Origin of the sequence: Bacillus sp. A260 (assembly GCF_009861435.1) — a bacterium.
GTDB classification, from domain to species: Bacteria; Bacillota; Bacilli; order Bacillales; family Bacillaceae_G; genus Bacillus_A; species Bacillus_A cereus.
The window spans coordinates 1,402,441-1,422,828 of record NZ_CP046398.1; the positions used below are offsets into that span (position 1 = coordinate 1,402,441).

The following is a 20,388-nucleotide window of genomic DNA, read 5'->3' on the forward strand; positions in this document are numbered from 1 at the left end:
TATGCTGTTCAAAAAAAATACATAGTTTTGGAAAAAAATTGAACAAAATTTATTATTCTTGTGAAGCATAATATGGGAAGTGAAACATTTAGAAGATTGCTTAAATAAACGAGAATAGCGCAACATAATAGTTAAAGAAGGGTAGGTGTGAACCGCTGAGGTGAGAGTGCGCAGCGGGTAGAGATGGAAAATGAATCAAGAATTTTAATTGTAGATGATGAGGATCGTATTCGTCGTTTATTGAAAATGTACTTAGAAAGAGAACAATATACGATTGAAGAAGCAGATAATGGTGATACAGCTTTAGAAATGGCGTTGCAAAATGATTACGATTTAATCTTATTAGATCTTATGATGCCTGGTAAAGATGGCATTGAAGTATGTAAAGGGGTTCGTGAGAAGAAAGCGACACCAATTATTATGCTGACAGCAAAAGGTGAAGAAGTAAATAGAGTACAAGGATTTGAAGTTGGAACAGATGATTATATTGTAAAGCCATTTAGTCCACGTGAGGTCGTACTACGTGTGAAAGCGGTATTACGTCGTGCTGTACCAACAACATTCTTTACACAAGATACAACGACAAAAGATGTTACTGTATTCCCGCACTTAACAATTGATAACGATGCACACCGTGTTACTGCAGATGGTAATGAAGTAAACTTAACGCCGAAAGAATATGAGTTACTATTATTTTTAGCGAAAGCTCCTGATAAAGTATTCGATCGTGAGCAACTGTTAAAAGAAGTATGGCAATATGAATTCTTCGGAGATTTACGTACAGTTGATACACATGTAAAGCGTTTACGTGAGAAGTTAAGCAAAAAATCACCAGATGCAGCGAAAATGATCGTTACTGTTTGGGGTGTAGGTTACAAATTTGAGGTTGTGAACGACTGATGCTTTGGAGAAGTGTAGTAGGGAAGTTATGGATGACCATATTACTTCTCGTTTCGTTTGTTCTTGGATTTGTTGCGATTTTACTTTCACAGTTTTTTAGAACGTATTATGTTGATATGAGTGAAGCTAGGCTTCAAAAAGTTGCAACAAGTGTTTCAGAGTTAATTGAAGAAGGTGCCGATGTAAAAACGATTGAGAATATCGCTTACAAATTCTCTGACCCACTTTCAAGGATTATTATTGTAGAAGATGGTAAAGAAATCTCTTCTTCACCGAAACAAGAAGGGTTAGTCACTCTTACAATGGATGACTTAAAAGAAGATAAAGAATTAGCGGCTGTGTTTACAGACAAAAAAGAAATTAAGAATAATATTAGAAAAGCGTCTAATAGTAGGAAGAATAAAAACACCGAAAATGATATTATGATCGTCGGAAAACCAGTGCAATCAAAAAATCAAAGTGCAGTGTTCGTATATGAATCTTTACAAGTACCGATACAAGGTATGGAAAGAACAACTGATTTTATTTTCTTATCGGCTGGAATTGCGATTATATTAACAACTTTCTTTGCGTTCTTCTTATCTACTCGGATTACAGCACCGCTTCGTAAAATGCGTGAGGTTGCTTTTGAAGTGTCACGTGGGAAGTTTGATGCAAAGGCTCCTATGGTATCTCAGGATGAGATTGGTGAGCTTGCAACGGCCTTAAATCAAATGGGAAAACAGTTGAAGTTTAATATGAACGCTTTGCAACAAGAAAAAGAGCAGTTAGCAAGTATTTTGAGTAGTATGGCAGATGGGGTTATTACGTTAAATCAAGAAGGTGAAGTCGTTGTAATCAATCCGCCGGCCGAACATTTCTTACAAGTTTGGCAAGAAGAAAAAGAGATAGAGCTCAGTAAAAAACTACCTTCTGAACTTGTGGAATTATTCCATCTCGTTGTAGAAAGCGAACAACAACAAGTTGTTGAAATTAATTTACAAAAAGGAAACTATGTAGTTCTTATGACGCCGCTTTACAATCAAACGAAAATTCGTGGAGCTGTAGCAGTGCTGCGAGATATGACGGAAGAACGTCGTCTTGAAAAGATGCGTCAAGATTTTATTGCGAATGTATCACATGAACTTCGTACACCAATGGTCATGCTGCAAGGGTATAGTGAAGCGATTTTAGATGATATTGTGCAAACGAAAGAGGAAATAGATGAGTTTGTTCAAATTATTTATGATGAATCTGTTCGTTTAGGTAAACTTGTAAATGAATTGTTAGATTTAGCTCGTATGGAAAGCGGTCATGTAGAGTTACATATTGGTGAAGTGGATATACATCCGTTTGTTGAAAAAATTGGTCGTAAATTCCAAGGGATTGCAAAGGATAAAGAGGTCGCGTTAACGGTTGATTTCAAAGGTCCAATTGAACAATACCCGTTTGATGCAGATCGTATGGAACAAGTATTGACGAATTTAATTGATAACGCAATACGTCATACGAATGCAGGCGGACATGTAACGCTTGTAATTGATACGAAAAATAACGGTCTTATTTTTGAAGTACAAGATTCGGGTGCAGGCATTCCAGAAGAAGATATTCCATTTTTATTTGATCGTTTCTATAAAGCTGATAAAGCAAGAACACGTGGGAAAAAGGGTGGAACAGGACTCGGGCTTGCGATTGCGAAAAATATTGTTCAAGGCCATGATGGTAAAATTTCTGTATCAAGTGTTGTTGGAGAAGGAACTACATTCTCTGTATATTTACCGCATCGTATAATTTAGATATGCGTTTTTAAAGTTGATAATGAATAAAGTTCTGCTGTTTTTTATTTTTTTGTAAACTCAATTAAATAAAGAATGGTAGAACTTTTTTCTATGTTGCTCGAATAAAGAATAACAAGAGAGGTGCTGTGAAGAAATGAAATTATATACAAAAACAGGAGATAAAGGAACGACAAGTGTAATAGGTGGCAGGGTTGATAAAGATGATATCCGTGTGGAAGCGTATGGAACAATAGACGAGGCAAATTCTCATATTGGATATGCAATGACTAAGCTTCAAGGCGGGGCTTTTATAGATATTTACAATGAGCTCGAAAATATTCAACATGAACTATTTGATTGCGGAGGAGACTTGGCAATAGTGGAACAAAAAATTCCTTATAAAGTGACAATTGTGATGGTTGAAAGTTTAGAAAGAAAGATTGATTTATATATAGAAGAAGCCCCGCCACTAGAACGCTTTATTTTGCCAGGTGGTAGCGAGGCAGCGGCTACTATTCATATTGCACGTACTGTTGTAAGGAGAGCAGAACGCTCTATAGTATCATTGCAAAAAGAAGTGAAAATAAATGAAGTTGTATTAAAGTATGTAAATAGATTATCTGATTATTTGTTTGCGATAGCTCGAGTAATAAATGCCCGATTACAAGTGAAAGATGTGGAGTATAACCGTAGTACATTAGTTTTTCGTGATAAGAAAGAGAAGGAAGTGGAGTAATTCACTTTCTTTTTTTGTATACTTTTTTCTGTAATATACCAAAATAGAGAAGGTATGGTGGTAATTAGAAAACGGAGGATGTATATGAAAGTTTTAAAATGCGGTGTCATGTTATTGAGTATACTGTTTGTATCTCAATTACATGTTTATGCAGAAGAAAATCGATGGACATGGCCTGTTGAAGGTCAGATAAGTGATTATTTTGGGACAAGGCATGGAAAACACTATGGTATTGATGTAGCTGCGCCGATTGGAACGCCTGTGGCAGCTATCCAAGATGGTAAGGTAACGAGGTCTTATTATTCAAGTAGTTATGGAAATGTTGTATTTATTAAACACGGAGAATATGAGGCTGTATATGCACATTTAAATAAGAGATATGTGGATCAAGGAGATTATATTTCCAAAGGAGAAAAAATTGGAGAAGTAGGGAACACGGGAGAATCGCGAGGTGCGCACTTACATCTAGAACTTCATCAAGGAAGATGGACGATGGCGAAAAAGAATGCGATGAACCCATTGCTTGTTTTAAGTGAACAAAGAAATGAAGTTGTTTCTTCGTCATTATATGTCGTACAAAAAGGGGATACTTTAGTTAGTATTGCACGGAAATTTAGTATGACACTTAAGGAAATTAAAGAAAAAAATGGATTGCAGCAAGAGCTAATTTATCCTAATCAACAATTATATGTTAAGTAAAGGAAACGCTTCAAAAATTAAACTTTGAACAAATTTATGTTCTTCTTAAATAAGATTCAATGTAAATGAAATTATATGGGCGCTTTTGCTAGAACTATTGAGTGAATCAGAGCATCTATATCTAAAAGAAAACCGTCCCAAAATTTATTTTGGGACGGCTTCTTTTACCAAAAAATAAAGACACATATAAATCCAGAAATAGCTAAATAGCTATATAAGTAAAAAACTTTTGTTCTTGTTTTCTCTTTTGTTCGAAACAGTACGATAGTCGGTTCAATTAAACCGATTGTCAAACAAAGTAGGCCAAGAAGCATACAACCAATCGAGATAGAATACAGGGCGATTTGTGGTGCTTGAAATGGAATCATCCATTTTAATAAAAATGCAATAAGTGCAGTGTAACAAATACTACCGATGTATTTATTCAGTGGTGTATTAGAACGAAAACCAGGAAGTTTTTTTAAGAAAGAGCGGGAAACAACTTCTGTTTGTAAAGATGTATGCTCTTCAATAATTTTTTGAGCTTCTTTTCCTTTTTGAAAAAGAGATAAGATCCAATTTCGCTCACCCTGAAAAATAAATTGAGAAGTTGTCAAATAGTGATCAATCTTCACTTTATTCCAACTCTTCCACGGATGACGCTCACACAATTTTAATTTACTTTCTGTTTTTTTATCATACTGATAAATACTGATGCCATCTTCATCGAAAGTAGCATAGTATGTCTCGTTTGAGAATGTGCCTAAATCAATTGGGCAGTAGAAAAGTAATTCTTTTTTTAAGTAAAAGTATTCTTTTCTTAAGTTTTTTTTCATTGCTTCTCGAATAGAATGTCTCTTGTCTTTTTTCATGACATTTCCTCCATAACTCAGAAAATGTTCTTATCTTAACAATTCAATATCTTATCACTTTTAATTATATATGACTAGGTAATTCAAAAGAGAAATGCCGAATAATAAAAAATATGGATTGTATTGTAAAATATCTCGCAATTTATTTGTTGTTACGAAAAATAAATAACTAATTTTAAATAAGTTACAATTTTTTAGTTCACAATGTTATGAGGTTGTTGTATAATGAAGGGGAAAATAGAATATCGGTCTATCTTCGGGGCAGGGTGAAAATCCCGACCGGCGGTGATGAACTATTTATGATTTTGTTCTAAGCCCGCGAGCCGTTAAGGCAGGATTTGGTGTGATTCCAAAGCCGACAGTATAGTCTGGATGGGAGAAGATGGAGGTTCAAGCGTTCAAAAAAGATATGGATTTGAACGTCTGTTTGATGTGCCTTAAATTCTCCCTTTGTGTAAAACACAAAGGGTTTTTTCGTTCTATGAAAAAATAGGCATAGCAGAACCTTTCCACTTTCCATGAGATGATCGATGGAAAAGGAGAGAGAAAGATGAAACAAAAAAACAGTGTAGTGCAGATGGTGAGTGTAGCGATGCTAAGTAGTATTGCATATTTACTAATGATGTTGGATTTCCCGTTCCCAGGGCTTCCGCCATTTTTGAAAATTGATTTTAGTGATGTACCAGCTCTAATTGCGGCAATTATCTTTGGACCAGTAGCAGGAGTGATTGTAGAGGCGATAAAGAACATTTTACATTACGGGATTCAAGGAAGTTTAACGGGAGTACCAGTTGGAGAAATTGCAAACTTTATTGCAGGATGTTTATTTATTGGGCCAGCAGCTTTCTTATTTAGAAAGTATCGTACTGTGAAGAGTTTAACTACAGGATTAATGCTAGGGACAATTACAATGGCACTTATTATGAGTGTATTAAACTACATCATCATATTCCCGGCGTACACTTGGTTTTTAAATTCACCAGCTATGTCTAGCGAAGCTATAAAAACAACGGTTGTAACGGCAATCTTACCATTTAATTTAATTAAAGGGATTGTTGTAACAATTGTATTTGTAGCATTATTTTCACGCCTGAAAGTATGGGTGTTTGCAAAAATGAAAAATGCATAATATATACTAAAACCATTAGTAGTGTGAAACTACTAATGGTTTTTTATTAAGGAAAATAAAATTTAGATACAAAAAACGCCCCTCATCAATAGGAGGGGCGTTTTTTGAAGTTAATAAAAGACTATTCGAATTTTAAAGCGTCTCCGTCGAATGATTCGTCAGCAACTTTAATTGAGTCAGTTGGACAGCCTTCGAATGCATCCATCATATCTTCAATTAATACATCTGGAATTTCAACGATACCTTGGTTATCATCTAATGTTACAAATGCAATACCTTCATCATCATAGTCATAAATGTCTGGTGCAGCAGCGCCACAAGCACCACATGCAATACAAGTATCTTTATCAACGATTGTATATTTTGCCATCTTTTTTCCCTCCTGATAATATGTATGTGAAAAGCTCGCCATAAAAATTATAACCTTATTGTAAAACGGTTTGTAAAACTTTTCAACATAAAATTATAATGATAATGCTTATCAATTAGAGTGTCAACTTATTTTTGAATTATGTCATAAGATTTTCAAAATACGTAAATATGATTTCGTTTGATACAATAGAATATATACAAGTATATAGTTCTTATATGATAAGTTTAATGAGCGACAGTAGATAGTGTAATTGTACTGAAAAGAATGAAGTTAAGATTGGAAGGTGGAAGCGGTCATGCAAATACAATATACTTTGTTGCATTGTTTAAAACAATTGAATGGTGAAAGAACCGTTTCTTCTATTTATTATTTACTAAAGGGCAAACGTTCTTCGCAAACTTTACAAGATGGAAATATGTTCCGAATTTCTTTTTTGTTCGGAATATATAAATCATTAAATAGAAATGACTATGATGGTGAAGTTGCAAAGTTGTTGCAAGCGGATTTTATTCAAGAAATACATGAAAATACATATGTGTTAACACCTACGGGTAAAATGCAGTTACATAAATGGGAGGAAGTTTATGCTTTTCCGGCGCATTTGCATGGTTTACATTATGGTGAATTAGGTGAAACATTTTGGAAAAGATTATCATTAATTATTCAAACCATATCAAATTTACAACAGAATAATACGAGATTTATTCCAATTCAGCAAGATACAGAAATAATGATGTGGGTGAAACGTTTTCTAACAGGAAGGCCATATAAGAGAAGTGAGTTGGCGAGAAAACTATGGACGGAAGTACATAATCTTTTAGAAAAGAGTAATGCGATAGAAGCGACGATTGTAACATATCGATTAACGGGTTATGAACGCATTGGTTGTACATTGCAACAATTAGCAGAAATTACGAAACAAGATATATTCAGGGTGTATTTTTTATTTTGGGGTACAATACATTTCTTTATACAAGAAGTTCGTGATAAAGAAAATGAATTTCCACTATTAGCTGAAATTATATCTTATCCAAATGAGAGAGCTGAATTATTTAGTTTATCCACGAAAAAAACATATAATTTTTGGAGACAAGGACGTTCTTTAGAAGAAATAGCGACGATTCGGAATTTAAAGGTTGCAACGATAGAAGATCATTTTGTTGAAATTGCTTTGCGAGAAAAAGATTTTTCTATTGAAATGTTTATGGAAAAAGAAAAGATAGACAAAGTAATAAAAGTAATTGAAGCATTGCAAACGCGGAAGTTACGTGTTTTGAAACAAGCGGTTGGAGAAGATATCTCTTATTTTGAAGTTCGTCTTGTATTAGCGCGGATGGAGGGTGTAAATGAAACTTGAAGAATATTTATATAAGTGGTTTGGATATTCTGAATTTCGTCCAGGTCAAAAAGGAGTAATTACAGATTTATTAGAAGGAAAAGATGTGATAGCAATGCTTCCGACTGGAAGAGGGAAATCTATGTGCTATCAGTTTCCGGGGCTTATGCGAGAAGGAACAGTGCTTGTTGTATCACCGTTATTATCTTTAATGGAAGATCAAGTGACACAATTAAAGTATGTTGTGAAAAACCGAGTGATAGCATTTAATAGTTTTCGGACATTAAATGAAAAAAGAGAAGCGATGAAAAAATTATCTTCATATAAATTTATTTTTGTTTCACCAGAGATGTTGCAGTCGGAGTTATTAATTAGGGAATTGAAGAAAATTCATATTTCATTATTTGTTGTTGATGAGGCTCATTGTATTTCTCAATGGGGTTATGATTTTAGACCGGACTATAAAAAACTAAATGTAGTTATTGAAAATATTGGTTCTCCTACAGTATTAGCATTGACAGCCACAGCGACAAAAGGGGTACTGCAGGATATCGCAGATAGTTTAAATTTAAAGGGTGCCGCGGAACATGTATACTCTATTGATCGTCCTAATATTGCAATGGATGTGCAATTTGTAGAGACGATAGAAGAAAAGAAAGAGGCGCTTTTAGAGCAGGTGATGTATTTACAAGGGCCGGGGATTGTATATTGCTCAAGTAGAGCGTGGACAGAAAGGTTAACGGAATACTTGAGAGTGAAAGGTGTTACTGGTGTAGCTTTTTATCATGGTGGTATGGAACATGAAGAGCGTATGTTAATTCAACAGCAGTTTATGAACGATCAATTGCAACTTGTAATATGCACAAGTGCATTTGGTATGGGGGTAAATAAGGCGAATACGCGATATATTATTCATTTTCATTATCCAACTAATATAGCCTCTTACTTACAAGAAATCGGAAGAGCTGGAAGAGATGGCGAACCGAGTATAGCTATTTTATTATGTAGTCCGTTGGATCATGATTTACCAATTTCAATCATTGAGGATGAATTGCCAAGTAAGTCACAAATAAAATTTTTATTTTCTTTACTACAAGAAAGAATATTTCAAACGAAGGAATTACCAATAGAAGATGTAGAAGAAATTTGTTATAATGCAGCAAGATTTAATGAGCAATATTGGCGTTTCGTTCGTTATCATCTCGAACAGGTTGGAATTATACAACAACGAAGATTATTATTAGAAGGTTTGTCAGATGAAATCATGAACCGATTAATAGCTGAAGTAGAAATAAGGTTGCGTAATAAATATAGTGAGCTAGAAAATATGAAGTCATGGATACAAGTTAAAGGGTGTAGACGTGAATATGTGCTGCAACAGTTCGGTTATAGGAAAGAGCAAGAGTTAATTAATTGCTGCGATTATTGCGGTATTACCAAAGAAGATTATAAAAAAAGACGAGCGCAACAATCGGATTTCGACTATAATTGGGAAACAGAGTTACAAAAGCTTTTCGGCCTAGAAAAGATGGAGGAATGATGAACATTCAAAGGCATAATGTTGAAGATATGAGTCCGCAGGAAATAAGGCTGAATCTATATATAACACAGTTAATTATTATCGGTATTGGCTGTTTACTGGCATATATATTATTTCAAGATGTAAAAGAAGTCTTTAATTTATGGAAATGGGAACCAGTATCTATACTTATTATAGGTGGTTTGTTAGCGATTGGTATTGTGTTATTAGATTATGTTGCAATGCGAGTGTTTCCGGAGTCATGGTTTGATGATGGTGGTATTAACGATAAGATGTTTCGAGGAATGTCCGTTCTACACTTACTCGTTATTACGTTCTTGATTGGTTTTGCAGAAGAATTTTTATTTAGAGGTGTAGTACAGACTCATTTTGGAATTGTAATTGCGAGCTTCGTATTTGCAGTGTTACATATTCGTTATATAACAAAGCCATTTTTATTTTGTTTCGTCTGTTTTATTAGTTTTGTCTTTGGTTATGTATTTGAATGGACAGGAAATTTGTTTATAACAATCTTTGCACACTTTCTTGTTGATTTTATAATGGGACTCCAATTAAGAAAATAAATGGAAGGTGGTGGTGAACAACATGAGGAAACGAATTCCTGATTTTGAAGAGGAATTAGAAGTTGAGCGAGTGGAAGAAAAAGAAAGTTTACCGCCGCGTAGTGAAATTCATAGAAATAAAGAGAAAAAACAAAAGTTTAAAATAAATCACATTTTCGTCCGGGTTTTAACATTTCTATTCATTCTTCTGCCGATTAGTATTTTGTGGTACACGGATAAATATATTCAGGTGAAGGGTGATAGTAATAATGCTGGAAAAAGTGCGTTTGAAGTAATCTTCTTTGATTCAGCTAAATCTGAGTCGCAGAAACATTCTGAAAAAGTAATAACGCATACTGTGAAAGAGGGAGAAACTTTAGAAAGTATAGCGAAGCAATATTTTTCAGATGGAAATGGAATTGAAGTAATTAAAAAGTATAATAACTTGCAGGAAGATGAAGTGAGTGCAGGTCAAGAATTAAAAATTCCGATAAAAGATAAGTCCACAAAGCAAGAAAGCTAGCGAGTTAAGCGATCACAGTTTGTTATAAAAGCCTAGGATTATCTTTATGAGGAGGGAGTCAAAAATATGATATGGATTATATTATTCAGTACTCTCATAGGCATGGGGATTTTATTACTTTTTGTGATGTATAAAGAAGCGATGCGTAATACGGTGTTGGAACATACTTTAGTATTTAAAGAATTTCCGAAAAGTTTTCAAAAAGTAAATGTGTTTTTTATTTCTGATATTCATAGAAGGGTCATTTCGAATTTGTTAATTGAACAAGTAAAAGGAAAAGTAGATCTCGTAATTATCGGAGGAGATTTAGCAGAGAAAGGTGTCTCTTTATCAAAAATCTCTGCGAATATTCAAAAGTTAAGAGAGATAGGTCCTGTATATTTTGTGTGGGGAAACAATGATTATGAGATAGAATATCATGAATTAGATGCGTTATTATTAGAAAATAACGTAAAAGTTTTAGATAATACAAGAGTGGTATTTGAGTCTGAATTAGGAGAGAAAATTTGTTTGCTCGGTATAGATGATGTTGGATTGCACCGTGATCGTCTAGATTTGGCATTGGCGGATTGTAAAGAAGATGGTTTTCGTATCCTAGTTAGTCACAACCCTGATATAATAAAAAAAATGTCTGGAAATGAACAGATTTCACTTGTGTTAAGTGGACATACGCATGGAGGACAAATCCGATTATTCCCATCTAAAAAATATTTAAAAGGTGGCGTATATAACCATTTGAATACGATTCTCTTTGTTAGTAATGGGTATGGAACAACATTGATACCACTTCGTTTCCGAGCACCTGCTCAAACACATATCATTACATTGTGCGGAGGGAAATGATGCCAACTCTTAGTGGGAAATATAATATAAAAGCCGTTTCGAATATAATTGGAGTTCAGCCGAGTACGCTTCGTGCATGGGAAAGACGATATCAAATTATTGCCCCAAAGCGGAATCAAGCTGGGCATCGCTTATATACAGAAGAGCATATTCAAATTTTAAAATGGTTAATGGAAAAAGTTTCTTCCGGTATGATGATTGGACAAGCAGTTCAGTTATTAGAAGAGAATCGTTTGCAGAGTACAGTTCAAAAAGAGATACATTTCGATAAAGAAGTTGTTTTAGTGGACGATTTGCTACAAGCTTTGTTAAAATTTGATGAAATTACAATTGCTGCATTATTAAACGAAGCTTTTAGTATATATTCAACAGAAAAGGTTGTTGCCAGTATCGTTCTTCGAGTGACAGACAAATTATTAACGTCAAAAAATAATAATGAGATTTCAATGGTGCAATTTCAATATGCACTATCATTTTTACAAACGCGTCTAGGGATGGTGTATCACAATGCCTCAATGTTTTCCTCTTTACACAAAGTTATTGTGTTAGAAAAGGATGCATTGAAAGGATTTATTTTTTCAACTTACTTACGCTTAAAAGGATATGAGGCGATATATATTAGGACAAGCTTAGCTGAAGATGGTATGTTATCAGCGGTAGAGGAAATACAGCCGAAATATGTATTTATATCTTTTGCTGACGAACAAGAAATGAAAAAGACGATGAACTTTATAAATTTATTACAAGAAAAAAGGGAATCTCTTTCTGTTGGATTTATCGGAAAGCTAGGCGTTCTAAACCAGTTGGACATTGAAACAATCTTAATTGGTGATACGAAAGAAGAATGGGATGGATGGTTAAAAATGTCGGAATAGTTGTTCGAAAAGAACCATCTATTTTCTATTTCATATAATAAAAATTAGATGCATTGGTTACGTAGGGAGGGTATGAGATGAGGCTGGAACGATTAAATTACAATAAGATAAAAATTTTTCTAACATTTGATGATTTATCTGAACGAGGATTAACGAAAGAAGATTTATGGAGAAATGCACCGAAAGTACAGCAATTATTTCGTGATATGATGCAAGAAGCAAATAAGGAATTAGGGTTTGAAGCAGATGGTCCGATTGCAGTTGAAGTGTTTTCTCTACAAGCACAAGGGATGGTTGTAATTGTAACGAAAGAAAATCAAGAAATGGATACAGATGATGAGTTCCGTGACGAGTTTATTGAAATGCAAGTGACTCTAGATGAAAGTGAGCATATATTATATGAGTTTGCTACGCTAGATGACGTAATTAACCTGTCGAATCGCTTATATAACCTTGGTGTAACTGGCGGAAAGCTATATACGTGGGATGAGCGCTTCTATCTTTGGGTGGAAGAAGAGGAACAAATTCAATTGTTAAAGGCGGATTTTATAGCTATTTTAGCGGAATACGGTAATCCGTCTACAGCAACCATTTATCGCATCATGGAGTACGGTAAAGAATTAATGGATGTTAACGCGATAGAACAAATACACAATTACTTTGTGAAAAAACAAAACCTCAGCTAATACAACATAGCTGAGGTTTTGTTTTTATTTGGAGAAGGGAAGGGATGATTGTAAATACTCGAACATACTTTTTGAAAATAAAATATGCAGTTTTATGGGAGTGTGGTTGATGAAAATAAAAAATATTTAAATATTTAAGTATTTTACTTTTCTAAAAGTAATAAAAGGACTATAATAATAGTGAAAACGCTTGCAACAGAAAATAGTTTGTATATATTTGTTAGCGTTTTCTATTGCATTCCAAATTTAAGGGTGTATACTAGGCAATGAAGGTTTACTAAACAAGTGAAATTACAGGGGGTTTACTTACTATGGTAGCCGAAAAGGGAACTCAAACAAAAACACAACAACAAAGGGAACAACATTTTGAACTATTGAATTCAACACAAATTGTTATTAGTGAAGCGTTAGAAAAATTGGGTTATCCAAACGAAGTATATGAATTATTAAAAGAACCAATTCGTATGATGACAGTGAAAATACCAGTTCGTATGGATGACGGGACTGTTAAAATATTTACAGGATATCGTGCGCAACATAATGATGCTGTTGGTCCAACGAAAGGTGGAATTCGCTTCCATCCGAATGTAACAGAAAATGAAGTGAAAGCACTTTCAATCTGGATGAGTTTAAAATGTGGTATTGTTGATTTACCATATGGTGGAGGTAAGGGTGGAATTATCTGTGATCCACGTGAAATGTCATTCCGTGAGTTAGAAAGATTAAGCCGCGGTTATGTACGAGCAATTAGCCAAATCGTAGGTCCGACGAAAGATATTCCAGCTCCAGATGTATTCACAAACTCTCAAATTATGGCGTGGATGATGGATGAGTATAGCCGTATTGATGAATTTAATTCACCAGGATTTATTACAGGTAAACCGCTTGTATTAGGTGGATCACATGGACGTGAAACAGCAACAGCGAAAGGTGTAACAATTTGTATTCGCGAAGCTGCTAAAAAACGTGGCATTGATATTAAGGGTGCACGCGTTGTTGTTCAAGGATTCGGTAATGCTGGTAGCTTCTTAGCTAAATTTATGCATGATGCAGGTGCGAAAGTTATTGCAATCTCAGATGCTTACGGCGCGTTACATGATCCAAACGGATTAGATATTGATTATTTATTAGACCGTCGTGATAGCTTCGGTACAGTAACAAAGCTATTTAACAATACAATTTCAAACAAAGAATTGTTAGAACTTGATTGCGATATTTTAGTACCAGCTGCAATTGAGAACCAAATTACAGAAGAAAATGCTAATGATATTAAAGCGAAAATCGTTGTTGAAGCTGCAAATGGTCCAACAACATTAGAAGCGACTAAAATTTTAACAGATCGCGGAATTTTGCTTGTTCCAGACGTGTTAGCAAGTGCTGGTGGTGTAACAGTATCTTACTTTGAGTGGGTACAAAACAACCAAGGTTACTACTGGACTGAAGAAGAAGTAGAACAACGTTTAGAAAAAGTAATGGTAAGATCATTTGATTCTATTTATGAAACAGCACAAGTTCGTAAAGTGAACATGCGCTTAGCGGCGTACATGGTTGGTGTTCGTAAAATGGCTGAAGCAAGCCGCTTCAGAGGTTGGGTATAAAATATTATATCTTGAGAAAACGTGATTTCCTTTCGAGGGAATCACGTTTTTTTGTTGAAGTATTAAATGAGGTGTTGTATATGGAGAATGAAATGCTGGAACGAGTAGAACAATTAGAAGAGAAGGTTAAGAGGTTAGAGGGAGAACTTGCAAGAACGATGAAAGCTCGAAAAATAAGTACCGTTCGGATGTTCGGGGAAGGGTTACTGTTTTTGGTATTTGGTGTGGTTGTAGTAGGGCCGATTATTGCCGTTGTAATCTCGATTTTTACTTGGCTTGCTGAAAAATAAAATAAAATAAAATAAAATAAAATAAAATAAAAAGAACGCTTGTTCTATACGAACAAACGTGCTATACTCTCCTTAGATAAACAAAACGGAAATGATTTTAAGGAGAGATAAATGATGAAAATGACAGTAGACCAAAGATTTATGATGCCAGCAGATGTTGTAGAGCGAGTGGAAGTATTACGAAACAAACAAAGCAAGCGTGGCACATTATTACAATCGGTAAATAAATTTTTCGGTTTAGATACGAAAGAAGATTGTGTTTGGTTTTACGGTTTTTATGGAGTGGCTGTAAGTATCTTGTTGTTTATGGTGTTCACTTCAAATATTTTCGATTTTCTCTTCGCGTAAGAAATATGCGATAAGGACATTGCTACCGAATACATATATAAGGAAGTAAGGTAATCTTCTAGAGCGGGAGTTGGTAGCAATGGCGATGTTTCCTATAGAGCGCAACTATATTGGATATGGAAGTTCACGACCGGGGATTCCTCTGACTAAAGTGAGATTTATTGTAAGCCATGATACGGGGAATCCTGGAAGCAATGCGATAGGGAATCGAGATTACTTTAATGAATTACAACCGAAAGCTTCGGCGCATACATTTATAGATGATAAAACAATATTGGAGATTATTCCTATAAATGAAGTTGCGTATCATGTTCGATATGGTGTGCCGACGGATAATGACTTATATGGCTATGACGCGAATAAGGCGGCCATTGGAGTGGAACTTTGTTATGGTGGTGATGTTAACTTTTGGGAAGCATATAATCGTTTTACATGGTATCATGCGTATTTATGCCAAAACTTTGGCTTAAATCCGAAAAAAGATATCGTGTCACATAAAACGCTTGATCCAGCTAGAAAGATTGATCCTGAGAATGTATTAGGGAAACAAGGTATTAAATTTCAGCAGTTTTTAGCAGATGTCTATCGGATGTACGTTTCGTTTAGATGACAAATATATGAAAAATGAATACAATAAAGATAGGTGCCTACTGCTGTAAGTAGGTTTTTTCTTGTTTTTATAAATAGTGTATTGGTAGAAGACTAGGAGTGGACGAGTATGCAGAAAGAAACAGTTATTATAATCGGAGGCGGTCCGTGCGGATTAGCGGCTGCAATTTCGTTGCAAAAGGTAGGGATAAATCCGTTAGTAATTGAAAAAGGAAACATTGTAAATGCCATTTATAATTATCCAACTCATCAAACATTTTTCTCTTCTAGTGAAAAATTAGAAATTGGTGATGTAGCTTTTATTACAGAAAATCGTAAGCCAGTTCGAAATCAAGCGCTTGCGTATTATCGTGAAGTAGTAAGACGTAAATCTGTACGTGTAAATGCTTTTGAGCGAGTGGAGAAAGTTCAAAAAGATGGAGAAGCTTTTCAGGTTGAGACGACAAAGCGTGACGGAAGTAAGGAAATATATATAGCGAAATATATTGTTGTAGCAACTGGATATTATGATAATCCAAATTATATGAATGTTCCAGGTGAGGAATTGAAGAAAGTAGCTCACTATTTTAAAGAGGGGCATCCTTATTTTGATCGAGATGTAGTAGTTATAGGTGGGAAAAACTCGAGTGTAGATGCCGCGTTAGAACTTGTTAAATCTGGTGCACGTGTAACGGTACTGTATCGTGGAAGTGAGTATTCACCAAGCATAAAGCCTTGGATTTTGCCGGAATTTGAGGCGTTAGTACGAAATGGTACAATTCAAATGCATTTTGGGGCTCATGTGAAAGAAATTACTGAGCATACATTAACGTTTACAGTTGATGGTGAAGCTCTTACAATCAAAAACGATTTTGTATTTGCGATGACTGGTTATCATCCTGATCATAGCTTCTTAACGAAGATGGGTGTTCAGATTGATGAAGAAACAGGACGTCCAATTTATACAGAGGATAGAATGGAAACGAATGCTGAAAATATTTTCATTGCAGGTGTCATTGCTGCTGGAAATAATGCAAATGAAATATTTATCGAGAACGGAAGATTTCATGGAGATGCGATTGCGCAAACCATTGCATCAAGAGAAAAATAAAAAGGAGCTGTCGGGAAAACCTCGACAGCTCCTTTTTATTCGTGCATAAACATATTTTGAATGGATTCATGAGAATTTGTATTCTCTAATGCAACAAGTAATTTAATGCGTGCTTTTTGTGCATTTAAGCCGTATGTGAATACAATGCCCATATCTTTTAAGTGTTTACCGCCACCTTCATACGAATATACGTCTTGAACGATACCGTTGAAACAGCGAGAAACTAATACGACAGGAATACCTCTATTTAATAATCTTTCTAGACTAGGTAGTGTTCTTGGAGGGAGATTACCTTGTCCAAGAGCTTCGATAACAATGCCGTCTACAGGAAGATTTTCGATTGCTGCTAATAATGTATCATCCATGCCAGCATATGCTTTTAGAACAACTACATTTTTAGACACTTTGTTTATCGTATATGTTTCGTGATGTACTAAAGCGTGATGGAAGACAACGCCGCGTTTTGTTACCATTCCAATTGGTCCGTATTGTGGGCTTTGGAATGTTGCAACATTACTTGTATGTGTTTTCGTTACATTTGTAGCGCAATGAATTTCGTCGTTTAATACGACTAAAACACCTTTTTCTGCAGCTTCATCACAACTAGCAACTTTTACAGCTGATAAGAAGTTATATAGACCATCAGCACCTAACTCATTGCTAGAGCGCATTGCACCTGTCACTACGATCGGAATAGTTGCTTGTACTGTTAAATCTAAGAAATAAGCTGTTTCTTCTAATGTATCCGTGCCATGCGTAATGACTACGCCATGAATGTTGTCTTGTTTTACTCTTTCATCAATGATGACTTGTAATTGTAACATTTCGCTCGGTGTCATATGAGGAGATGGTAGGTGGAACACATCTTCAACCATTAAATCAACATCGCCTTCTAAATCAGGAATGAATTTTAAAAGAGGATTTTTTTCACCTGGTTGTACGACCCCAGTTTCTTTATCTTCCTCCATTGCAATTGTTCCACCTGTGTGTAAAACTAGGATTCTTTTCAATGCTTATACCCCTTTCAAGTAAAAAAATACATTTAGAACATAACATGTTTTGAGTAAATTCGACAATGGAAATGTATAAAAGTATGCCTCGAAAATGACAATAAAATTAACTGCTATATGTACGATGTATAAAATCATGAAACGAAATGTGCAAATATAGTATAGGAGGGAAGAATTCCGGTGAAAAAGATGGAGAGAATTTTTATTCGTATATTAATAATACAATTCATTTGTCTTTCTGTTGTGCAATTGTTATTTATACATAAGTCATCAGTGAAATATTTATCTAAAATTGTTTATTATGAGGGTGTCATGGTAAAAAACAAAGTGGAAATCTTGCAGGTGAATAGGTAGTTTTCATTTTCTTCTATGAAGGATTATGCTACAATAATTGAGGATTTAATGACGTGAAGCAAATGAGAAGAAGCAGGGTGAACACCTGCTTTTCGTTTTGTTTTATAAGTGAAAAAATGAGGTGTTACAATGGATAAACGAATTTCAATTGCTATAGATGGTCCAGCAGCTGCTGGGAAAAGTACAGTGGCAAAAGTTGTTGCGAAGGAACTTTCTTACGTTTATATTGATACAGGCGCAATGTACCGTACGCTTACATATGCAGCCCTTGAACAAAAAGTAGACATTGAAAATGAAGAGCAGTTAATGGAAGTTGTAAAGAATGTAAATATTGAGTTTCAGCAAGGAGAAAATACACAGCTTGTATTTTTAAATGGACAAGATGTTTCTGAAGTAATTCGTACACCTGATGTGACGAATCGAGTATCTATTGTAGCGAAACATCGCCTTGTTCGTGAAGAAATGGTACGTCGTCAGCAAGAGTTAGCGAAAAAAGGCGGCGTTGTAATGGACGGCCGTGATATTGGTACACATGTATTACCGGATGCTGAAGTGAAAATCTTTATGCTTGCTTCTGTTGAAGAAAGAGCGGAAAGAAGACATTTAGAAAATTTAAATAAAGGTTTCGATTCTAATTTAGAGCAGCTAAAAGAAGAAATTGCTCAGCGTGATAAATTAGATTCAGAACGCGAAGTTTCTCCACTAAAAAAGGCTGATGATGCATTGGAATTAGATACGACTTCTTTATCAATTGAAGAAGTTGTCCAAAAAATTATGAGCATTGTTTCTGGAGTGTTTGCGAAATAAAGAAAGGGGATAGTCCTCTTTCTTTTTTTGTTTAAATAGAAATGTAAAGGATACGTGAATTGTGAGTCTCTTTCCTTGACAAATGAGCTGATTTGTAAGAAGTTAGTTAAAGAGGAATAAAACTGTCAGAATATATTCGCTATTATATTTCAAAACATACTTTTTTCAAGCTGGTTTTGCTGTATACTATTTATATAGGTTTAATATATTTTCTTGTGAATGTTATTGAAAAAGAGTATGTGATGAGAAATTCTTAAACATGCAAATGAAAACTTTGTTTTCATTTCGTATATACATAAAAAATGCTTTGTCAATTCTGTAGGGAGGTATTTCCATGGTAGAGAAAATGAATGAAGAAGTTATGGATTCAAAAGAATTACAAGTTGGTGACGTTGTTACAGGTTCTGTAACGAAGGTTGAAGAGAAACAAGTGCTTGTAAATGTTGGATACAAAACAGATGGCGTAATTCCAATTAGTGAATTAGCTAACGTTCATATTGAAAAAGCAAGCGATGTTGTAGAATTAGATCAAACACTAGAGTTGAAAATTATTAAATTAGAAGAAGATGATCTTGTCTTATCTAAACGTGCTGTTGATGCAGAAAAAGCATGGGTAGAACTACAAGAGAAATTTACTTCTGGTCATGTATTTGATGTTACTGTAAAAGATATTGTGAATGGCGGATTAGTTGTGGACCTTGGTGTTCGCGGTTTTATTCCAGCTTCACTTGTAGAAGTACATTATGTAGAAGACTTTACTGACTATAAAGGTAAAACATTAGCGGTGAAAATTGTTGAATTAGACCGTGAAAAAAATCGTGTAATCCTTTCGCATAAAGCGGTAGTAGAATTAGAACTAGATTCTAAGAAAAAAGAAGCAATTTCTTCATTAAAAGAAGGGGACGTTGTTGAAGGAACAGTACAACGATTAACTGACTTTGGCGCATTCGTTAACGTTGGTGGAGTGGACGGTTTAGTTCACATTTCACAAATTTCACACGAACGTGTAGAGCAACCTTCTGAAGTGTTAGAGCAAGGTCAAAAGGTTAAGGTAAAGGTGTTATCTGTTGATGCTGATACACAACGTATTTCTTTATCAATTAAAGCAGCTCAACCAGGACCTTGGGAAAACGTTGCTGGCGAAATAAAAGCTGGAGATATTCGTGAGGGAGTAGTAAAACGCCTTGTTACATTTGGTGCATTCGTTGAGATTTTACCGGGCGTTGAAGGGCTTGTACACGTATCTCAAATTGCAAATCGTCACGTGAAAAATCCGAATGAAGTATTGGAAATGGGACAAGAAGTAAAAGTGAAAGTACTTGAAGTTCACGTAGCAGAGAAACGTATTTCTTTAAGTATAAAAGAAGCGCTTGAGGAAAATAATGTAACTGAAGATTATAGTCAGTATGAGCCAAATGCTGATTCTGCTACTTTCCAATTAAGTGATATTATTGGTGAACAACTGAAAAAATTAAAGAAATAATGAGGGGTA

General features: G+C 34.8%; 23 protein-coding genes and 1 riboswitch. Of the genes, 20 read left to right on the top strand and 3 right to left on the bottom strand.

Going from position 1 to position 20,388, the window contains the following annotated elements:
- Positions 1-183: 183 nt before the first annotated feature.
- The 4 genes from resD to GD442_RS07210 all read left to right on the top strand — a co-directional run bounded on the left by resD (position 184) and on the right by GD442_RS07210 (position 4,092).
- Complete coding sequence (resD, locus tag GD442_RS07195) at positions 184-900, top strand: DNA-binding response regulator ResD (RefSeq protein ID WP_000426861.1); 717 nt, start codon at positions 184-186, stop codon at positions 898-900.
- Positions 900-2,675 carry a sensor histidine kinase ResE gene (gene resE, locus GD442_RS07200; RefSeq protein ID WP_000964676.1) on the top strand — a complete coding sequence of 592 codons (1,776 nt, stop codon included), beginning with the start codon at positions 900-902 and terminating at the stop codon, positions 2,673-2,675. The genes resD and resE overlap by 1 nt, the downstream gene beginning before the upstream one ends.
- Positions 2,676-2,811: 136 nt before the next feature.
- Positions 2,812-3,393 carry a cob(I)yrinic acid a,c-diamide adenosyltransferase gene (locus GD442_RS07205; RefSeq protein WP_000781270.1) on the top strand — a complete coding sequence of 194 codons (582 nt, stop codon included), beginning with the start codon at positions 2,812-2,814 and terminating at the stop codon, positions 3,391-3,393.
- Between the two features lie 84 nt (positions 3,394-3,477).
- On the top strand, positions 3,478-4,092 hold the full coding sequence (locus GD442_RS07210) for a peptidoglycan DD-metalloendopeptidase family protein (protein WP_000866117.1): 615 nt from the start codon (positions 3,478-3,480) through the stop codon (positions 4,090-4,092).
- A gap of 164 nt (positions 4,093-4,256) precedes the next feature.
- Here GD442_RS07210 and GD442_RS07215 read toward each other — a convergent pair whose 3' ends face one another.
- Entirely contained in the window at positions 4,257-4,943 is a 687-nt protein-coding gene (locus GD442_RS07215) for a hypothetical protein (protein WP_000710837.1), read from the bottom strand.
- Between the two features lie 248 nt (positions 4,944-5,191).
- Positions 5,192-5,331, top strand: a riboswitch (FMN riboswitch).
- A gap of 162 nt (positions 5,332-5,493) precedes the next feature.
- Here GD442_RS07215 and GD442_RS07220 point away from each other — a divergent pair.
- A complete protein-coding gene (locus GD442_RS07220; protein WP_000810855.1) occupies positions 5,494-6,072 on the top strand; it encodes an ECF transporter S component in 579 nt (192 codons plus the stop codon).
- 121 nt (positions 6,073-6,193) lie between these two features.
- Here GD442_RS07220 and GD442_RS07225 read toward each other — a convergent pair whose 3' ends face one another.
- The gene (locus tag GD442_RS07225; RefSeq protein ID WP_001151993.1) at positions 6,194-6,442 is read right to left on the bottom strand and encodes a ferredoxin; all 249 of its coding nucleotides are present in this window, start codon (positions 6,440-6,442) and stop codon (positions 6,194-6,196) included.
- Positions 6,443-6,740: 298 nt separating this feature from the next.
- On the opposite strand from GD442_RS07225, the gene GD442_RS07230 reads away from it, so the two are divergent.
- From GD442_RS07230 to GD442_RS07285, 12 genes are all read left to right on the top strand, one after another.
- Positions 6,741-7,802 carry a YpbB family protein gene (locus GD442_RS07230; RefSeq protein WP_001167004.1) on the top strand — a complete coding sequence of 354 codons (1,062 nt, stop codon included), beginning with the start codon at positions 6,741-6,743 and terminating at the stop codon, positions 7,800-7,802.
- Positions 7,792-9,321, top strand: coding sequence for an ATP-dependent DNA helicase RecQ (gene recQ, locus GD442_RS07235; RefSeq protein ID WP_000762975.1), 1,530 nt, complete (start codon positions 7,792-7,794; stop codon positions 9,319-9,321). The genes GD442_RS07230 and recQ overlap by 11 nt, the downstream gene beginning before the upstream one ends.
- The gene (locus GD442_RS07240; RefSeq protein ID WP_001025780.1) at positions 9,321-9,884 is read left to right on the top strand and encodes a CPBP family intramembrane glutamic endopeptidase; all 564 of its coding nucleotides are present in this window, start codon (positions 9,321-9,323) and stop codon (positions 9,882-9,884) included. Before recQ ends, GD442_RS07240 begins: the two co-directional genes overlap by 1 nt.
- A 22-nt stretch (positions 9,885-9,906) precedes the next feature.
- The gene (locus tag GD442_RS07245; protein WP_001231553.1) at positions 9,907-10,386 is read left to right on the top strand and encodes a LysM peptidoglycan-binding domain-containing protein; all 480 of its coding nucleotides are present in this window, start codon (positions 9,907-9,909) and stop codon (positions 10,384-10,386) included.
- A gap of 66 nt (positions 10,387-10,452) precedes the next feature.
- On the top strand, positions 10,453-11,229 hold the full coding sequence (locus GD442_RS07250; protein ID WP_000637791.1) for a metallophosphoesterase: 777 nt from the start codon (positions 10,453-10,455) through the stop codon (positions 11,227-11,229).
- The gene (locus tag GD442_RS07255; RefSeq protein ID WP_001142718.1) at positions 11,229-12,104 is read left to right on the top strand and encodes a MerR family transcriptional regulator; all 876 of its coding nucleotides are present in this window, start codon (positions 11,229-11,231) and stop codon (positions 12,102-12,104) included. The genes GD442_RS07250 and GD442_RS07255 overlap by 1 nt, the downstream gene beginning before the upstream one ends.
- A gap of 77 nt (positions 12,105-12,181) precedes the next feature.
- A complete protein-coding gene (locus GD442_RS07260; protein WP_001235402.1) occupies positions 12,182-12,790 on the top strand; it encodes a genetic competence negative regulator in 609 nt (202 codons plus the stop codon).
- 311 nt (positions 12,791-13,101) lie between these two features.
- Positions 13,102-14,388, top strand: coding sequence for an NAD-specific glutamate dehydrogenase (gene gudB, locus GD442_RS07265; protein WP_000225173.1), 1,287 nt, complete (start codon positions 13,102-13,104; stop codon positions 14,386-14,388).
- Positions 14,389-14,468: 80 nt separating this feature from the next.
- The gene (locus GD442_RS07270; RefSeq protein WP_000426763.1) at positions 14,469-14,678 is read left to right on the top strand and encodes a hypothetical protein; all 210 of its coding nucleotides are present in this window, start codon (positions 14,469-14,471) and stop codon (positions 14,676-14,678) included.
- Between the two features lie 111 nt (positions 14,679-14,789).
- Positions 14,790-15,026 carry a DUF3961 domain-containing protein gene (locus GD442_RS07275; protein ID WP_001983018.1) on the top strand — a complete coding sequence of 79 codons (237 nt, stop codon included), beginning with the start codon at positions 14,790-14,792 and terminating at the stop codon, positions 15,024-15,026.
- Between the two features lie 79 nt (positions 15,027-15,105).
- On the top strand, positions 15,106-15,636 hold the full coding sequence (locus GD442_RS07280; RefSeq protein WP_001240655.1) for a peptidoglycan recognition protein family protein: 531 nt from the start codon (positions 15,106-15,108) through the stop codon (positions 15,634-15,636).
- Between the two features lie 108 nt (positions 15,637-15,744).
- Complete coding sequence (locus GD442_RS07285; RefSeq protein ID WP_001168522.1) at positions 15,745-16,725, top strand: YpdA family putative bacillithiol disulfide reductase; 981 nt, start codon at positions 15,745-15,747, stop codon at positions 16,723-16,725.
- A gap of 35 nt (positions 16,726-16,760) precedes the next feature.
- Here the strand turns inward: GD442_RS07285 and ansA are convergent, their stop codons facing one another.
- On the bottom strand, positions 16,761-17,735 hold the full coding sequence (gene ansA, locus GD442_RS07290; RefSeq protein ID WP_000822025.1) for an asparaginase: 975 nt from the start codon (positions 17,733-17,735) through the stop codon (positions 16,761-16,763).
- Between the two features lie 180 nt (positions 17,736-17,915).
- Here ansA and GD442_RS07295 point away from each other — a divergent pair, with 180 nt between their 5' ends.
- From GD442_RS07295 to rpsA, 3 genes are all read left to right on the top strand, one after another.
- Positions 17,916-18,089, top strand: coding sequence for a YpfB family protein (locus GD442_RS07295; protein WP_000738057.1), 174 nt, complete (start codon positions 17,916-17,918; stop codon positions 18,087-18,089).
- Between the two features lie 129 nt (positions 18,090-18,218).
- Positions 18,219-18,896, top strand: coding sequence for a (d)CMP kinase (gene cmk / locus GD442_RS07300; RefSeq protein WP_000361252.1), 678 nt, complete (start codon positions 18,219-18,221; stop codon positions 18,894-18,896).
- 334 nt (positions 18,897-19,230) lie between these two features.
- Entirely contained in the window at positions 19,231-20,379 is a 1,149-nt protein-coding gene (gene rpsA / locus GD442_RS07305) for a 30S ribosomal protein S1 (protein ID WP_000229559.1), read from the top strand.
- The last annotated feature ends 9 nt before the right edge of the window (positions 20,380-20,388 follow it).

Bases quoted from the DNA above. Each gene is read 5' to 3' on its own strand.
- GD442_RS07215 (WP_000710837.1), bottom strand. From the start codon at position 4,943: ATGAAAAAAGACAAGAGACATTCTATTCGAGAAGCAATGAAAAAAAAC.
- resD (WP_000426861.1), top strand. From the start codon at position 184: ATGGAAAATGAATCAAGAATTTTAATTGTAGATGATGAGGATCGTATT.
- gudB (WP_000225173.1), top strand. From the start codon at position 13,102: ATGGTAGCCGAAAAGGGAACTCAAACAAAAACACAACAACAAAGGGAA.
- GD442_RS07250 (WP_000637791.1), top strand. From the start codon at position 10,453: ATGATATGGATTATATTATTCAGTACTCTCATAGGCATGGGGATTTTA.
- GD442_RS07210 (WP_000866117.1), top strand. From the start codon at position 3,478: ATGAAAGTTTTAAAATGCGGTGTCATGTTATTGAGTATACTGTTTGTA.
- cmk (WP_000361252.1), top strand. From the start codon at position 18,219: ATGGATAAACGAATTTCAATTGCTATAGATGGTCCAGCAGCTGCTGGG.
- GD442_RS07285 (WP_001168522.1), top strand. From the start codon at position 15,745: ATGCAGAAAGAAACAGTTATTATAATCGGAGGCGGTCCGTGCGGATTA.
- GD442_RS07270 (WP_000426763.1), top strand. From the start codon at position 14,469: ATGGAGAATGAAATGCTGGAACGAGTAGAACAATTAGAAGAGAAGGTT.
- GD442_RS07275 (WP_001983018.1), top strand. From the start codon at position 14,790: ATGATGAAAATGACAGTAGACCAAAGATTTATGATGCCAGCAGATGTT.
- GD442_RS07245 (WP_001231553.1), top strand. From the start codon at position 9,907: ATGAGGAAACGAATTCCTGATTTTGAAGAGGAATTAGAAGTTGAGCGA.
- GD442_RS07220 (WP_000810855.1), top strand. From the start codon at position 5,494: ATGAAACAAAAAAACAGTGTAGTGCAGATGGTGAGTGTAGCGATGCTA.
- rpsA (WP_000229559.1), top strand. From the start codon at position 19,231: ATGGTAGAGAAAATGAATGAAGAAGTTATGGATTCAAAAGAATTACAA.
- GD442_RS07255 (WP_001142718.1), top strand. From the start codon at position 11,229: ATGCCAACTCTTAGTGGGAAATATAATATAAAAGCCGTTTCGAATATA.
- resE (WP_000964676.1), top strand. From the start codon at position 900: ATGCTTTGGAGAAGTGTAGTAGGGAAGTTATGGATGACCATATTACTT.
- GD442_RS07230 (WP_001167004.1), top strand. From the start codon at position 6,741: ATGCAAATACAATATACTTTGTTGCATTGTTTAAAACAATTGAATGGT.
- GD442_RS07240 (WP_001025780.1), top strand. From the start codon at position 9,321: ATGAACATTCAAAGGCATAATGTTGAAGATATGAGTCCGCAGGAAATA.
- GD442_RS07225 (WP_001151993.1), bottom strand. From the start codon at position 6,442: ATGGCAAAATATACAATCGTTGATAAAGATACTTGTATTGCATGTGGT.
- GD442_RS07260 (WP_001235402.1), top strand. From the start codon at position 12,182: ATGAGGCTGGAACGATTAAATTACAATAAGATAAAAATTTTTCTAACA.
- GD442_RS07280 (WP_001240655.1), top strand. From the start codon at position 15,106: ATGGCGATGTTTCCTATAGAGCGCAACTATATTGGATATGGAAGTTCA.
- GD442_RS07205 (WP_000781270.1), top strand. From the start codon at position 2,812: ATGAAATTATATACAAAAACAGGAGATAAAGGAACGACAAGTGTAATA.
- recQ (WP_000762975.1), top strand. From the start codon at position 7,792: ATGAAACTTGAAGAATATTTATATAAGTGGTTTGGATATTCTGAATTT.